Annotated in this window: 15 protein-coding genes; 8 read left to right on the top strand and 7 right to left on the bottom strand. The window is 67.8% G+C overall.

The window, feature by feature from the left end; translation table 11 throughout:
• Positions 1–8: 8 nt before the first annotated feature.
• Positions 9–1,616 carry an acyl-CoA carboxylase subunit beta gene (locus M5J20_RS07290; protein WP_253578015.1) on the bottom strand — a complete coding sequence of 536 codons (1,608 nt, stop codon included), beginning with the start codon at positions 1,614–1,616 and terminating at the stop codon, positions 9–11.
• A 137-nt stretch (positions 1,617–1,753) separates the two neighbouring features.
• Here M5J20_RS07290 and acpS point away from each other — a divergent pair, with 137 nt between their 5' ends.
• The 3 genes from acpS to M5J20_RS07275 all read left to right on the top strand — a co-directional run bounded on the left by acpS (position 1,754) and on the right by M5J20_RS07275 (position 3,510).
• Positions 1,754–2,131: a holo-ACP synthase AcpS gene (gene acpS, locus M5J20_RS07285; protein WP_253578013.1), complete on the top strand. Its 378-nt coding sequence runs from the start codon at positions 1,754–1,756 to the stop codon at positions 2,129–2,131.
• A gap of 190 nt (positions 2,132–2,321) precedes the next feature.
• Positions 2,322–3,044 (top strand): biotin--[acetyl-CoA-carboxylase] ligase, encoded by a 723-nt coding sequence (locus M5J20_RS07280; protein WP_253578011.1) that lies wholly within the window; start codon positions 2,322–2,324, stop codon positions 3,042–3,044.
• A gap of 4 nt (positions 3,045–3,048) precedes the next feature.
• Positions 3,049–3,510, top strand: coding sequence for a hypothetical protein (locus M5J20_RS07275; RefSeq protein ID WP_253578009.1), 462 nt, complete (start codon positions 3,049–3,051; stop codon positions 3,508–3,510).
• On the opposite strand, the gene budA is transcribed toward M5J20_RS07275, so the two are convergent.
• Positions 3,507–4,235, bottom strand: a complete 729-nt coding sequence (gene budA / locus M5J20_RS07270) for an acetolactate decarboxylase (RefSeq protein ID WP_253578007.1) — start codon at positions 4,233–4,235, stop codon at positions 3,507–3,509. The two genes, M5J20_RS07275 and budA, sit on opposite strands and share 4 nt — an antisense overlap.
• Positions 4,236–4,266: 31 nt before the next feature.
• Between budA and M5J20_RS07265 the strand changes: the two genes are divergently transcribed.
• The 4 genes from M5J20_RS07265 (at position 4,267) to M5J20_RS07250 (ending at position 7,607) form a co-directional block, all read left to right on the top strand.
• Positions 4,267–5,451 carry a 5-(carboxyamino)imidazole ribonucleotide synthase gene (locus tag M5J20_RS07265; RefSeq protein ID WP_367614919.1) on the top strand — a complete coding sequence of 395 codons (1,185 nt, stop codon included), beginning with the start codon at positions 4,267–4,269 and terminating at the stop codon, positions 5,449–5,451.
• A gap of 3 nt (positions 5,452–5,454) precedes the next feature.
• Positions 5,455–5,955, top strand: coding sequence for a 5-(carboxyamino)imidazole ribonucleotide mutase (gene purE / locus M5J20_RS07260; protein ID WP_253578005.1), 501 nt, complete (start codon positions 5,455–5,457; stop codon positions 5,953–5,955).
• Entirely contained in the window at positions 5,948–6,436 is a 489-nt protein-coding gene (locus M5J20_RS07255) for a YdcF family protein (protein WP_367614918.1), read from the top strand. The genes purE and M5J20_RS07255 overlap by 8 nt, the downstream gene beginning before the upstream one ends.
• 82 nt (positions 6,437–6,518) lie before the next feature.
• The gene (locus M5J20_RS07250) at positions 6,519–7,607 is read left to right on the top strand and encodes an HNH endonuclease signature motif containing protein (protein ID WP_253578001.1); all 1,089 of its coding nucleotides are present in this window, start codon (positions 6,519–6,521) and stop codon (positions 7,605–7,607) included.
• Here the strand turns inward: M5J20_RS07250 and M5J20_RS07245 are convergent.
• From M5J20_RS07245 to M5J20_RS07225, 5 genes are all read right to left on the bottom strand, one after another.
• Entirely contained in the window at positions 7,604–8,425 is an 822-nt protein-coding gene (locus M5J20_RS07245; RefSeq protein WP_253577999.1) for a carbohydrate ABC transporter permease, read from the bottom strand. The two genes, M5J20_RS07250 and M5J20_RS07245, sit on opposite strands and share 4 nt — an antisense overlap.
• Positions 8,422–9,474, bottom strand: coding sequence for a carbohydrate ABC transporter permease (locus M5J20_RS07240; RefSeq protein ID WP_253577997.1), 1,053 nt, complete (start codon positions 9,472–9,474; stop codon positions 8,422–8,424). The genes M5J20_RS07245 and M5J20_RS07240 overlap by 4 nt, the downstream gene beginning before the upstream one ends.
• Before the next feature lie 86 nt (positions 9,475–9,560).
• The gene (locus tag M5J20_RS07235; protein WP_253577996.1) at positions 9,561–10,850 is read right to left on the bottom strand and encodes an ABC transporter substrate-binding protein; all 1,290 of its coding nucleotides are present in this window, start codon (positions 10,848–10,850) and stop codon (positions 9,561–9,563) included.
• A 126-nt stretch (positions 10,851–10,976) separates the two neighbouring features.
• Positions 10,977–11,636 (bottom strand): TIGR03089 family protein, encoded by a 660-nt coding sequence (locus M5J20_RS07230; protein WP_253577994.1) that lies wholly within the window; start codon positions 11,634–11,636, stop codon positions 10,977–10,979.
• 18 nt (positions 11,637–11,654) lie between these two features.
• Entirely contained in the window at positions 11,655–13,247 is a 1,593-nt protein-coding gene (locus M5J20_RS07225) for an LCP family protein (RefSeq protein ID WP_253577992.1), read from the bottom strand.
• 98 nt (positions 13,248–13,345) lie between these two features.
• Between M5J20_RS07225 and M5J20_RS07220 the strand changes: the two genes are divergently transcribed.
• Entirely contained in the window at positions 13,346–14,242 is an 897-nt protein-coding gene (locus tag M5J20_RS07220; RefSeq protein ID WP_253577990.1) for a glycosyltransferase, read from the top strand.
• Positions 14,243–14,245 lie beyond the last annotated feature (3 nt).

The raw sequence follows: 14,245 nt of genomic DNA, 5'->3' as shown, positions 1-14,245 counted from the left end.
TCTGCAGGTTAGAGGGGGATATTGCCGTGCTTGCGCGCCGGGCGGGCGACCGTCTTGTTGCGGTAGAGGCGCAGGTTGGCGGCGATGGCGGTGCGGGTTTCGCTGGGCAGGATCACGGCGTCGATGAGCCCGCGCTCGGCGGCGTTGTACGGGTTCAGGATCGTGTCTTCGTACTCGCGCTCGAAGCTGGCGATCAGCTCGGCGAGGTCCTCGGCGTCCATGCCCGATTCGCGCGCTGCCTTGATCTCCTTGCGGTTGATGAAACCGACGGCGCCAGCCGCGCCCATCACCGCGATCTGCGCGGTCGGCCACGCCAAGTTCACGTCCGCGCCGAGGCCTTTCGACCCCATCACGCAGTACGCGCCGCCGTACGCCTTGCGCATGGTCACGGTGATCTTCGGCACCGTCGCCTCGCCGTAGGCGTAGAGCAGCTTCGCGCCGCGGCGCAGAATGCCGTCGGCTTCCTGGCTCGCGCCGGGCAGGAAGCCGGGCACGTCGACGAGCATCACGATCGGGATGTTGAACGCGTCGCAGGTGCGCACGAACCGCGCCGCCTTCTCGGAGGAATCGATGTCCAGGCAGCCGGCGTTGACCATCGGCTGATTGGCCACGAACCCCACCGCCTGGCCGTCGATGTGGCCGAGCGCGACCACGACGTTCTCCGCGCGCTGCTGCATGATTTCCAGGTACTCGCCGCCGTCCGCCACCAGCGCGATCACGTCGCGCACGTCGTACGGCTGGTTCGCCGAATCCGGCATCAGCGTGTCCAGCTCCAGGTCGGCACTGGTCACCGCATCCTCGAAGGAGCTCTCGACCACGGGCGGAGCTTCCTTGCTATTCGACGGCAGGTACCCCACCAAATCCATCACCCAATTCAGCGCCTCCTCGTCGGTTTCCGCCACATAGTGGCAGTTGCCTGCGGAGATCATGTGGGTCCACGCGCCGCCGAGCTCCTCCTGGGTGATTTCCTCGCCGGTGACCGTCTTGATCACGTCCGGGCCGGTGACGAACATTTTCGACGTTTTGTCCACCATGACCACGAAGTCCGTCAGCGCGGGGGAGTAGGCGTTGCCGCCCGCGCACGCGCCGAGGATGACGGAGATCTGCGGCACGACCCCGGAGGCGCGGACGTTCTGGTAGAAAGTCTGCGCGATCCAGTCCAGCGACACCGCGCCGTCCTGAATGCGCGCGCCCGCGCCCTCGTAGAGGCCGATGAGCGGGCGGCCGGTGGTCACAGCCAGCTCCTGGATCTTCACCATCTTCTCGCCGTACACTTCGCCGAGCGCGCCGCCGAACACGGTGCCGTCCTGGGAGAAGATGCACACCTCGCGGCCGTCGATGGTGCCCCACCCCGTCACGATCCCGTCCGTGACCGGGCGCTTGGCGTACATGCCGAAGTCGTGGGTGCGGTGGCGGGCGAGCATGTCCGTCTCCACGAAGGAGCCCTCGTCCAGGATGTAGTCCAGCCGTTCGCGCGCCGTCATGCGCCCGGCGTCGCGGACTTTCTCGTAGGCGGCCTCACCCATCGGGGCGTGGGCCTCGGCGCGGCGGCGCCGCAGGTCCTCGATCTTCTCCGCCGTCGTGTGCGGCGTACTCGTGTGGTTCGCGAGCGTCATGGGCGTCACTTTAAGCTTTCGAGGTCAAAAGTAGTTGCCGAACCTACGGAAACGTAACTTACGGTCCGGTAAGTAGGGCCATTATGGTGCTGATATGGTACTCTGTGATTTCTGTCACTAGCGAGGTGAGGTGGGGTATGGCAGTGGGCGTCGACATCGTGCACGTCCCCGCGTTCGCTGCCCAGCTTGCCGTACCGGGCTCGCGCTTTCGAAGGGTGTTCACCGAGCGCGAGCTGCGCGACTGTGCGGGGAAGCCCGACCGGGACGCCTCTCTCGCCGCCCGCTGGGCCGCCAAAGAGGCGTACGTGAAGGCGTGGGGCACCGCCCGCTACGGCCTCGCGCCCGAGGTCGACGCTGTGGATTTCGCCCAGATCGAGGTCGTCGCCGACGCGTTCGGCCGCGTCGCTATCGCGTTGCGCGGCGCGCTGGCCCGCGTCGCCCCGCCCGCTGCGTCGCTGTCCCTCAGCCACGACGGTGACTATGCCGTCGCCGTCTGCGAGGTCGCCGCGGGCTAGTGCTGGTCAGGCCAAACATCCGCCGCGGGCCTCCGCAACCGCGCAACATTCCCTTTCGCCACCGGCTGTTGGGCGGTCAACGCCTTCTCCAATGCGCCAACCATGAGCGTCGCAGGGGTGATGTCTCTCCGGGTGCTCATGCTGCCCAGCGTAGTGGCGCACGGCCGGCGGCGGGCTAGGCTTTGACACCATGACCGTCTCCGACATCCAACGCATCCAGGACGCCGTCGCCGAGTACTGGCCCGACGTGCGCTGGGTCGAATCCACCGGCTCCACGAACGCGGACATGCTCGCGCACGGCGAGCCCGGCATGGTGCTCATCGCCGACGAGCAGACAGACGCGAAGGGCCGCCTCGGCCGCCAGTGGGTCTCGCCGAAGGGCGCCCAGCTGGCCATGAGCATGGTGCTCGACGCCTCCAAGCACCCCGGCGACTTCGGCCTGTTGTCCGTCGCGCCGGGCGTGGCAGTCACCGACGTCGTGCCAGAGGCGAAGCTGAAGTGGCCGAACGACGTGCAGATCCGCGGAAAGAAAATCGCCGGCATCCTCTCGGGCTTGGACATGCCGAAGGTGGTCGTGGGAATCGGCATCAACGTGGCCATGCGCCCGGAGGAGCTGCCCACCGACACCTCGACCGCGCTCAACCTCGAGGGCATCGACGTGGATTTCGACGACTTCACCATCGACATCCTCACCGCCATGGGCCGCCGCCTCACCCAGTGGCAGACCGGCGACCCGCAGCTGCTCGCCGACTACCGCACCGTGTGCTCCACCATCGGCCAGCCGGTGCGCATTGAGCTTCACGACGGCGCAGTCACAGGCGTCGTCGACGACGTCAACGACGCGGGCGAAGTGATCATCGACGGCACCGCCTACGCAGTCGGCGACGTCTTCCACCTGCGGCCCACCAGCTAGCCGCATGGCACGCAAGCCGGCTTTCGCGCTCGGCGAGGGCGAAGTCGTCCTCGCCGACGTCGCCGCGCCGCTGAGCACCTTGATCTTCCCGCTGCTGGAGCTGATCGTGATCACCGGCGTGGCGTGGATCGCCGTCGGGTGGATGGATGTCACGCCCGGCGTCGACGCGGTGGTGCGCAACGCGGTCGTCGCGGCGTGGGCTGTCATCGCCGCGTGGCGCTTCGGCGTGCCGGTCGTGCGCTCGCGCCGCCGCCGCTTCGTGGTCACGGACCACCGCATTCTCGCCCGCGGGCGCGCGGGCGGCGTCGATTCGATCCCGCACCGCCAGATCCACTCCGCCCGCCGCGAACGCGGCGGCATCACCGTCGCCATCTACGGCTACGAGCGCCCGATCCACTTCGAGCAGGTGGGCAAGTCCCGCGCGATCGAGCGCGTGATCGGGGAGCAGCTCGCGTATCGACGCTAGTTTTTCACCTCCGTCGCGTGAATCTGCGCGTCGAGGTCCTCGGGCGCCAAGTCCCCGTCCTGGAACTCCGCCGTAATCGGCAGGTGCAGCTCCATGTCGGTGCCCGGGCAGAGCTCGATCACCGCTTCGTCCACCGTGTAGTCCAGCACGTGGCCGCCGCTGGAGTGGTCCGCGGTGATGAAGTGCACGTGGCAGCCCGGCACGCCGATGCCCTTCGCGTAGCCCGGGGTGCGGAAGCCCCCGATCACGCCGCGCGTGTCGGTGAAGCGGTGCTCCTCGTCGTCGCCCACGGCCTCGGACATCGGCGGGTACGGCTTCTCCTGCTTCGACACCGTGCGGGTGACTACCTCGCTGAAGCGGCCGGTGATGCGCACGGCGTAGAAGAAGTTCGCGCTCGGCTCGAGGCTGTCGATGAACGCGGACAGGTCGCTGCGGCGCATCCCGCGCGGAGCGTCGACGCGGATGCGGGGCACGAAGTTGGTCACCACCGTGAACGGCGTGCGCTGCTCCAGGTCCGCCACGCGCGCTTTGCCGTCGCTGGTCAGCTGGTGGCACACCCCGTCGAGGATGATCATCTCCCCGTCGAGCCCGTCGAAGGTGCCCAGCCCGAAGTTGCCCTTCGCCAGGATTTCGCCGATGGTCATCTCGCCGTCGTAGATGCCGTCGAGCAGCGCCGTCATGAGGGAGTTCTGGAAGATCGTGTGCCGCTGGATGCTCTCAGCCATGCCGGCAATCCTAACTACTAAAGTGTGCAGGGTGAATACCTATGGGATGCCGGTGGTCGCCGTGGTCGGCGACGGCCAGCTGGCACGGATGATGCAGACGGAAGCGATCGAGCTGGGCATTGAGACGCGCGTGCTCGCCGGCGCCCCGGACGAGTCGGCGGCGCAGGTTTTCGGCGATGTCCGCATCGGCGACTACACCGATCTTGCGGACCTCAAGGCCATCGCCGAGGGTGCCGACGCCGTCACCTTCGACCACGAGCACGTGCCCAACGAGTTCGCGCAAACGCTCATCGACGCAGGCGTTGCCGTCGAGCCGCGCCCCGAAGCCCTCATCTTCGCCCAGGACAAGCTGGAGCAGCGTCGCCGCCTCGCGGACCTCGGCGCCCCGGTGCCGGAGTTCGCGCCGATTACTTCGCCCGCCGACGCACAAGCTTTTTGGCACCAGGTCGACGGTGCCGTGTGCCTCAAAGCTACCCGCGGCGGGTATGACGGCCATGGGGTCTGGTTCCCGTCGTCGGAAAGCGAATGCTCCGAGCTGGTCGCCGACCTGCTCGACCGCGACGTGCCGCTGATGGCGGAGCGCAAAATTGCCTTCGACCGCGAACTGTCCGCGATGGTGGCGCGCAACCGCTCCGGCGAGGTCGCGGCGTGGCCGGTCGTGGAGTCGCAGCAGGACGACGGCATTTGCCGCGTCGCGATTTCGCCCGCGCCCGAGCTCGACGACGAGATCGCACGCGAGTGCCGCGACCTGGCCTGCCGCATCGCCGAGGAACTCGACGTGACCGGCGTGCTCGCCGTCGAGCTGTTCGAAGCTGGCGGGAAGATCCAGGTCAACGAGCTGGCCATGCGCCCGCACAACACCGGCCACTGGACCCAGGACGGCTGCGTGACCAGCCAATTCGAGCAGCACCTGCGCGCCGTGCTCGATTGGCCGCTCGGCTCCACCGCACCCACCGCGCCGGTGACCGTCATGGTGAACACCCTCGGCGGCGAGCAGCAGCCCGAGATGCCCGTGGCCGAGCGCGTCGCCGAGGTGATGCGCCGCTACCCGCAGGTCAAGGTGCACCTTTACGGCAAGACATACCGCGCCGGGCGCAAGATGGGGCACGTCAACGTCGCCGCGGATACGCTCGAGGAGGCGCTCGCCGTCGCCGAGGACGCGGCGCACTTCATCGTCAACGCCGCGTGGCTCGAACGCCGCGCCGAAGGAGAGTAAGCAATGCAACCGCTCGTCGGCCTCATCATGGGTTCCGATTCTGACTGGGACACCGTCGCCCCCGCCGCCGAGGTGCTGCGCGATTTCGAGGTGCCCTTCGAGGTCGGCGTCGTGTCCGCGCACCGCACGCCGGAGAAGATGCTGGCGTACGCGAAGCAGGCGCACACGCGCGGCCTGAAGGTGATCATCGCCTGCGCCGGCGGCGCCGCGCACCTGCCGGGCATGGTGGCGGCCGCGACGCCGCTGCCGGTCATCGGCGTGCCGCGCGCGCTCGCGGACCTCGACGGGCTGGATTCGCTGCTGTCCATCGTGCAGATGCCCGGCGGCGTGCCGGTGGCCACCGTGTCCATCGGCGGCGCGAAGAACGCGGGCCTGCTCGCGGTGCGCATCCTCGGCGCGGGCGACGCGGCGCTGGTGGAGAAAATGGCGTCTTACCAGGCGGATCTTGCCGCCGAGGTGGAGCGCAAGGACGACGCGCTGCGCCAGCGCCTGCTTGGTGAGTAACCAGCCGATCGTCGTCCTCGGCGCGCGCGTCGTCGAGGGCCGCCCGTCGCGCATGCTCGCTTCCCGCTTATCGACGGCGCTTTCCCACCACCAGCTGCACCCCGCACCGATCGTCGTGACGGGGCGCGGCGAGGCCGATGTCATGGCCGCCTGGCTGCGCGAGCGGGGGGTGGCGGCGGGGGAGATCATCGTCGAGCCGCACGCGACCTCGACGAACGAGAACCTGGAGCGCTCCCGGGCTTTGCTTCCCGACGCCGCCCGCCTCACCGTTGTCACCAACCGCTACCACGCCGCCCGCACCCGGATCTGGGCGTGGCACTTGGGTATTCCCATCGACGTGGTTGCCGCGCCGATGCCGCCCGGCCGGCCGCTGAAGAACTTGAAGCATTACGCGCGCGAGCTTGTCGCCGTGCCGCACTCTGTGGCGCGCGTCGCCTGGCGACGCCTGCTGCACCGCCTTTCACCTGCGCGTTTTCAATAACCTGTGGAGAGAAAAACCACTATCCACAGGCTGGAGGGCTGCTCCGTTGGCAACGCTTGCCGTGGCGCTTAGCGTGCGTGGCATGACAGGTTTTGACGATTTGATTGCCCGTCCGTACGGGATTGATGCTCTGGTGGGCTTCGATAAACAACGCGCGCTCGATGCCGGGTTCGACCCGAACCGGGTGCGCGCGTGGGAGCTGCTCGACAAGGTCTACTACGGCACCACTACATCACCTCAGAAGCAACGCCTCGCGCTTGAGGCAGCACGCGCGGGCGAGTTCACCCTCGACAAGCTCGCCCTCATCGAGCGACGCCTCAAACCGATCAAGAGCCAGCGCACCAGAAACAAGCTCCGCCTCGCCGCGCTGAAGATTCGCGGCGGCTACAAACGCCTCCAGCGCGTTTTGAAGACCCTTATCCCCACCCCGCCGAAAGACGCGCCGAAGGACCAAGTCACCTTCAGCCCGTCGCGCGGCGGGAAACGCCGCATGACCGTCACCACCGACGAACGCTTCCTCGCCGACCTCGAGCACTACCTGCGCCAACACCACACCAAAGGCGCGGTCACCATGGCCGCGCACATGCTCGCCCGCCTCAAAGCCCTCATCAGAGGCGACGGCGCAGCAGGCGGCGTGCCCCACGCCGCACCCAGACCACTGCTCTTGATCCCCCTGGACGCGTGGGTGCAGATCCACCGCGGCGACGGCGACGAGGTCACACTCGGGCTTACCGACGGCACCACCATCACCGGCGCCGACTACCTCACCCAATGTGTCGCCACCGCCGACAACCACCTCGAAGCCGCCCTGTTCCACCCGCAGGAAGGCCCGGTGAACCTGTACCGCACCCAGCGCTTCGCCAACCAGAAACAACGCGACCTGGTGCGCGCCACCACCACCGCGTGCCCGGTGCCGGATTGCCGCCACGCCGCCGACAACTGCGAAATCCACCACATCCAAGCGTGGAAGCACGGCGGGGAAACCAACCTCGACAACCTCGCACCCGTGTGCAGCTACCACAACGGCACCAACGACGACGACCCCGACACCAACCGCCGAGGCCGCATCACCCGCCAAAACGGCGCACCAATCTGGCACTCACCCAACGGCCACCCCGCGCACAACACCACCCACCCCTACGGCGCCATGCACACCCTCTTCGGCAGCTAGCCCTTCACGCCGCCGGCGGTGAGGCCGGAAACGATGCGGCGCTGGAACACCAGCACCATGATGATCAGCGGGATGGTCACCAAGGAGCCCGCCGCCATAATCGCGGCGTACGGGTACTCGAACGCACTCGGGCCGCTGAAGCGCGCGATCGCGACGGTGACGGGCTCGGTCGCGGTCGTGGAGAGTTGGCGCGCCAGCATGAATTCGTTCCACGTGGTGATGAATGCGATGATCGCCGTCGTGAAGATCGCCGGTGCCGCGAGCGGCAGCAGCACGAGGCGGAACGCCTGGCCGCGGGTCGCGCCGTCGACACGCGCTGCTTCCTCGAGCTCCCACGGCAGTTGCTGGAAGAACGAGATCAGCGTGTACACCGTCAGCGGCAGAGCGAACGAGATGTTCGGGATGATCATGGCGCGGTACGTGCCGATCCAGTCGAGGTCGCCGAACAGCTGGAACAGCGGCGTCACCAGCGCGATGCCGGGGAACATCGACGCCGCGAGAATGATGCCCGTGATAATGCCCTTGCCCGGGAAATTCAGCCGCGCGAGCGCGTACGCAGTGAACACGCCGACGAGGACGGCGAGCGCCGTCGTCGCCAGCGAAATGATCAGCGAGTTGCCGATCGCACCGAGGAAATCGTTGCCCTTGTCGGTCGCCAGCGCGTCGCGGAAGTTATCGAGCGTGACGTGCGTGGGCCAGGGCGTGGTGTCGAACGTGTAGCGCTTGTCGCGCAGCGCGGTGACCAGCATCCAATAAAACGGCGCGAGCCCCCAAAACATGATGAAGATGACACCGAGGTAGTGACCGAACTTTTTCATCGCGCTGCCTCCTGAGCTTCCGCTTTCCGACGCCTATTTCTCCGCCCCTTCGCCTTCCGCGGCTCCCGCGCCGCTCCGCCGACGTCGGCGCCGAGGAAGCGGATCATTACGAACGCGACGGTGAAGATGAGCAGGAAGATCAGCGTCGAGAGCGCGGACGCCGAGTTGAAGTTGCCCTGGCGCATGTCTTCGACCACCAGCTGCGAGATCGTGGCGGTGGGGGAGTTGGCGGACCCGGAGATCATGATCACCGGCAGGTCGTACATGCGAAGCGCGTCGAGGGTGCGGAACAGCACCGCCACCATCAGCGCCGGGCGCACGAGCGGCAGGGTGATGCGCGTGAAAGTTTGCCAGGTGGAGGCGCCGTCGACACGCGCTGCCTCGTAGACGTCGTTGGGGATCATCTGCAGGCCGGCGAGGATGAGCAGCGCCATGAAGGGCGTGGTCTTCCACACGTCGGCGATGATGACGGCGAAGCGCGCGGCCCACGGGTCCGTCGTCCACGCGATGTTCTGCCCCAGCAGCGAGTTCACGATGCCGTTCGGCGCGAACATGAACTGCCACAGCTTCGCGGTCACCGCCGTCGGGATCGCCCACGGGATGAGCACTGCGGCGCGGATCAGCGCCCTGCCTTTCGACGGATGGTTCATAATCAGCGCCATCGCCATCCCGAGCACAATCTCGAGCAACACGGTGACCACGGTGAAGAACAGCGTGATGCGCACCGCCGGCCAAAAGTCGGTGGCGAGCACGCCTGGCGGGCACGCACCCACGACACCCGACGGGCTCATGCACCGGTTCGTGATCCAGTACAGGTAATTGTCGAGGCCTGCGAACCCGCCGTCGACGAACACGCCGGTTTTCGGGTCGAGGTGCCGGTTGGATTGGAAGGACAGCCAGATCGCGCGGAGGATCGGGTAGCCGATCACCACCGCCAGCACGATCAGGGCGGGGGTGACGAGGGCGTACGCTTTCCCTGCGTCGGCACGCGAGGGTGCGGAACGTTTGCCCGCGCGGCGCGCGGCGCGGTCGGATACGGCGGTACTCATCGTTCCCTAGCTTTCTGTACGGAGGGATAACGGGCGAACGCCCGCACCGGAACGTATTCCGTGGCGGGCGTTAGCGCAAAGGGGTGTTACTTGGCCTGCTGGATAGCTGCGGCCATGTCCTTCGCAGCGTCGTCGACGCTCTTGCCGGAGGTCAGGGCAGCGTAGGAGTTGTCCTGGATGGCCTTGGAGATCGCCGGGTAGAACGGGGAAACCGGACGCGGCTTCGCGTTCTCGAGGGACTCCTTGAGCGCCGGCAGGTACGGGTGCTCCTTGATCAGGTCGGCGTCGTCGTAGATGGACGCGAGCACCGGCGGGAAGGAGGCCTCGGCGAAGGAGAGCTGATTCTCCTCGGAGACGATGAACTCGATGAAGTCGCGGGCGGTTGCCTTGTGCTTCGAGTAGATGTTGATGCCGTTGTTGTAGCCGCCCAGGGTGGACGCGCCGACACCGTTCTCGCCGACGAGCGGCTGGACCTCGAAGTTCAGGCCGGCCTCCTCAGCGTTGGAGTACATGTACGGCCAGTTGATCGCGAACGCGGTCTTGCCCTCGGTGAAGGCCAGGTTGGTCTCCTCCTCGGTCGCCGCGGTGGAGCCCTTGGCGATGGTGCCGTCGGCGTACGCGTCGACCAGCGCCTGCAGGCCGGCCTTGGCAGCGTCGGACTCGACGGTCGGCTCGCCGTTGGCGTCGATGACCTCGCCGCCCCAGCCGTGGATGAAGCCGAGGGTGTTCACGGTCAGGCCCTCGTACTGCTTGAGCTGCGTGGTCAGGCAGTCGGTCTCGATGGCCTCGCACGCGGACTTGATATCGGCGAAGGTGTCCGGTGCCTCAGCGATGATGTCGGTGTTGCGGAACAGCAGCTGGCCGTTGGTGTTCTGCGGCAGGGCGTAGAGCTTGCCGTTGTAGGTCGCGGAGTCGACGGTGGACTGCAGCAGCTTGGAGGTGTCGACGGCGTAATCGCCCTCGAGCGGCTCGAGCCACTGGTTCGCGGCGAAGTCTGCGGTCCACACAACGTCGAGCGCCATGACGTCGTAGTCGGCGTTCTTGGCCTGGAGGGACTGCACGAGGGTGTCGCGCTGGTCGTCGGCCTCGCCGGCGAGTTCGCTCAGGGTGACCTGCTCGTCCGGGTGCTCGGCGTTCCACTTCTCAATGATCGGGATGATCTTGTCGGTGTCGTTGCGGCCCATCGCGAAGGTGATCGGGCCGCGGTCCTCGCCGGCAGCCTTGTCCGCGGCGGGGGCCTCGGAGGCGGCGGAGGTGGCTGCGCTGGTGGCGGTGGTGTCCGCGGTGTTGTCGTTGGAGCAAGCCACGAGCGCGGTGGAGGAAAGGGCAATGGCGCAGAGTGCTGCGCCGGTCCTACGGGTTGCGTGCAGGTTCATACACAGGCCTTTCAAATCGGAGGTTCCTTTAATCTAGAAGAACAATCCGGTGAAAAACCCCGATTTTGGCCGTTTCCCCGTTAACGGGGGTAGAGCTGGGGGAACGTCCACCCCCGAAACGGGCAGTTAACGCGGAGTTAAGACGCGCGTAACCTTCTCCGTCTCCACAATCTGCTGCTGACGCTCCGCCGACACCAGCCCCGCGGCCAGCACCACCGACCCGCCCGCGGCGAGCGGCGCGAGCACGTACTCCTCGAACTCCTCCGCCGTGCTCCACGCCGGCACTAAGTACCGGTGCTTGCCGACGTCCGCCCGCTCCCACCGCGCAAGCTCCGGACTCGGGCCCACGTACTGGTCGCCGTAAAAGCGCACGGTGGGACCGAAATCGACGGTACCCAGCGGCAGCTCGCCGCCCGCCTCGACAACGCCGCGCCCGAACGGGTCGTCCGACACCACGACGCAGTCCGGCACATCGCTCCACGCCGGAGCCTTATCGACGGAGGTGAACACGACGTCGGGCTGCAAAGAATCGTCGAAAAGCGGGGTGAGCGACGCGGTGTACGCGCCGAGCGCAACCACCGCCGCCTGCCACGACGCGGGGAGATCGATGCGTACGGCGCCGTCCTCGTCGAGCTCGAACTCCTCGAGCAGCATGTTCGCGACCTTGCACGCCCAGTTCTCCAGCGTCACGCCGGAGAATTCCATGCGGGTGCCGCGCGCGTCGTCGTAGACGGTGAGGCGCGGGCTGGCCGGGTCGGTGGCGAGCAGCGGCGAAAGCATGTTCATGCCCGCCAGACTAGAGAATTAGTTCACGCAGCGCGGGCCCGTGCCGCCGGCGTTGAGCTCCGGCGAGGCCTCGGTGGCGCCGAAATCGGCGCCCGGCGTGCCGACGGTTTCGTGCTCCTCGCCAGTCTCGCCCTCCTCGAACGCGGCGGGGCCGGCGTAGTCGGCGGCGACGACCACGATGAGGCTGCCCGGCTCAAGGCCGTCGTTGGAGGTGACCGGCAGGCCGCCGAGGCGCTCGGCGAGCTCGTGCGCCTTGGCATCCTCCGGGTCGGCGGCGACGATCTGGGAGCGCGAGTATACGCCCTCGAGCGCGTTAGACACGTTGGCGACCTGCAGCGTCGACTCCCGCAGGAAGTCCGCGACCACCGTCGCCTGGCGCGGCGGCGCGCCCGCGTTGAGCACGTACACCTCGGCCGCGGCGAGCTCGGTGCTCGGCGCCGGCGCGGACTCGGTCTCCTCGCCGCCGTCGCCTTCCGCGTCGGCCGCCTCAGGCGGCGTCACCTGCTCCTCCATGAAGCGGTGCACCTCCGCGACGTCGACAGTGACGATGGACTCGCCGTAGTCGCCCACGCCGTTGACCGAGGTCACCGGAATCGTCGTAAACGTCACGTTGCCGCCCGCCAGCCCGGACATCTGCTGCGCCAGCCCCATCACGTCCCAGCCCTGGTCGATGGTCACGGAGCGCTCGGCGGCGTTGGCCAGCTCGCGCATGCGCACCGGGTTCGCCAGCGTGCCGGCGGAGAGCACCTCGCGCACCAGCGACGCCATGAACGCCTGCTGGCGCACGATGCGGTCGAGGTCGCCGCGCGGCAAGTCGTGGCGCTGGCGCACGAACGACAGTGCCTCGGTGCCGTTGAGCGTCTGGACACCGGCGGGGAAGCGCGCGCCGGACAGCGGCTCGTCGACGGCCTCGTTCAGGCATACCTCGACACCACCGACAGCGTCGGTGAGCAGCACGAATCCTAAAAGGCCCACTTGGGCGAAGTGGTCGACTTCGACGCCGGTGAGGTCGGCCACGGCGTCGATAAGCCCGAGCTGCCCCGCGCGTGCGACCTGCTGCTCCAGCTGCGGCCCCGGCTCCACGCCGCGCTCGACCAGCTCCTCGCGCTTCTCGGCGGCGTGCGCGGCGTAGACGCCGTTGATCTTCAGGTTGCCGTAGTCGTCGGTGTGCACGTACGTGTCGCGCGGAATCGATACCGCAGTCGCGCGCGAGCCGTCGGCCGGGATGCGCACGACCATGATGGTGTCGGTGTTGATCTCGCCGTCGGCAATGCCCGCGTTCAGCCGCGCGAGCTCCTCCTCGCTGAGCGGGTTGCCCTGGGCGTCGGTACGCGAGTCCGAGCCGACCAGCAGGATGTCCACGGCTCCGTCGAGCGCCTCGGGCTTCTTCTTTTCCTTGCTTTTCGACGGCGGTTTAATCTCCAGCTCCGACGCACTCAACTGATTGCCGATGCGCCCCACCGCCGCGTACCCCGCGCCGGAAACCAGCAGCACCACGGCGGACAGGAACGCCAGCGCGCCTTTGACAACCGGGTGCCCGGCTTGGCTGACATCCCTCGCGCGGGAGGGTGCCGGCTGGATGTCCCGGGCGCGCCTGTAGTTGTCCGTCACAGGCGGAAAGTATACGGCACGCACCCGCAGCGACCCGGGCGCGAGCGCGGTGTGGCTGCCCCGGGCGGCGCTAAGCGCCGGGTAAGCTTCGGCGCATTGTGAAGCACGCTGCAACCTCCCTTCCGCTCGCCGTCATCACGGTGACGTACTCGCCGGGCAAGCACCTCGGCGCGTTGATCGACAGCCTCGCCGACGCGACGGCGCGCCGCACTGTATTACTGTGCGCCGATAACGGCTCCACTGACGGCGTCCCCCAGGCGGCGGCGGAGGCGCACGAGCACGTCGAGTTCCTGCCCACCGGCGGCAACATCGGCTACGGCGCCGCGATTAACGCCGCCGCCCGCGCGCTGGCGCCGCGCCGCGAACGCGGGGAGATCGACCCGGATTACCTGCTGGTGGTGAATCCGGATGTGCGTTTTGCTCCTGCGAGCGTCGATACGCTTGTGCAATGCCTGGACGCCGCGCCCCGCGCAGGTGCGGCCGGTCCGCGCATCGAGGAGGCGGACGGTTCCGTGTACCCCAGCGCGCGCGAGGTGCCGACCTTGACCACCGGCATCGGCCACGCGCTGCTCGCGCAGGTGTGGCCGAAAAACCCGTTTAGCGCGGCGTACCGCAAGGGCGAGGACATGGATACGCAGCGCACCGCCGGCTGGCTGTCGGGGTCGTGCCTGCTCGTGCGCTGGGACGCGTTCGACGCAATCGGCGGCTTCGACGAGCGTTACTTCATGTACCTCGAGGACATCGATTTCGGCGACCGCCTCACGCGCGCAGGCTGGGACAACCTGTATTGCCCGCACGCCGGGATCCGCCACGACCAGGGCCATGTCGCGGGCAAGTTCTCGCGCGTGACGGTGCCGGCGCACCACGCGTCGGCGTACCGCTTCCAGCGCGACCGGCACCCGCGGTGGTGGCAGGCCCCGGTGCGGCTCGTACTCTGGGTTGGATTGCAGGCTCGCGGCGCGCTCGCGGTGCGCCGTGCTTCTCGACGTAAGTAAAGG

The organism is Corynebacterium stercoris (assembly GCF_024160105.1).
Classification (GTDB): domain Bacteria; phylum Actinomycetota; class Actinomycetes; order Mycobacteriales; family Mycobacteriaceae; genus Corynebacterium; species Corynebacterium stercoris.
This window is presented reverse-complemented; position numbering and strand designations above follow the sequence as displayed.

Bases quoted from the DNA above. Each gene is read 5' to 3' on its own strand.
- M5J20_RS07290 (WP_253578015.1), bottom strand. From the start codon at position 1,616: ATGACGCTCGCGAACCACACGAGTACGCCGCACACGACGGCGGAGAAG.
- budA (WP_253578007.1), bottom strand. From the start codon at position 4,235: ATGGCTGAGAGCATCCAGCGGCACACGATCTTCCAGAACTCCCTCATG.
- M5J20_RS07245 (WP_253577999.1), bottom strand. From the start codon at position 8,425: ATGAAAAAGTTCGGTCACTACCTCGGTGTCATCTTCATCATGTTTTGG.
- M5J20_RS07275 (WP_253578009.1), top strand. From the start codon at position 3,049: ATGGCACGCAAGCCGGCTTTCGCGCTCGGCGAGGGCGAAGTCGTCCTC.
- acpS (WP_253578013.1), top strand. From the start codon at position 1,754: ATGGCAGTGGGCGTCGACATCGTGCACGTCCCCGCGTTCGCTGCCCAG.
- M5J20_RS07235 (WP_253577996.1), bottom strand. From the start codon at position 10,850: ATGAACCTGCACGCAACCCGTAGGACCGGCGCAGCACTCTGCGCCATT.
- purE (WP_253578005.1), top strand. From the start codon at position 5,455: ATGCAACCGCTCGTCGGCCTCATCATGGGTTCCGATTCTGACTGGGAC.
- M5J20_RS07230 (WP_253577994.1), bottom strand. From the start codon at position 11,636: ATGAACATGCTTTCGCCGCTGCTCGCCACCGACCCGGCCAGCCCGCGC.
- M5J20_RS07250 (WP_253578001.1), top strand. From the start codon at position 6,519: ATGACAGGTTTTGACGATTTGATTGCCCGTCCGTACGGGATTGATGCT.
- M5J20_RS07240 (WP_253577997.1), bottom strand. From the start codon at position 9,474: ATGAGTACCGCCGTATCCGACCGCGCCGCGCGCCGCGCGGGCAAACGT.
- M5J20_RS07280 (WP_253578011.1), top strand. From the start codon at position 2,322: ATGACCGTCTCCGACATCCAACGCATCCAGGACGCCGTCGCCGAGTAC.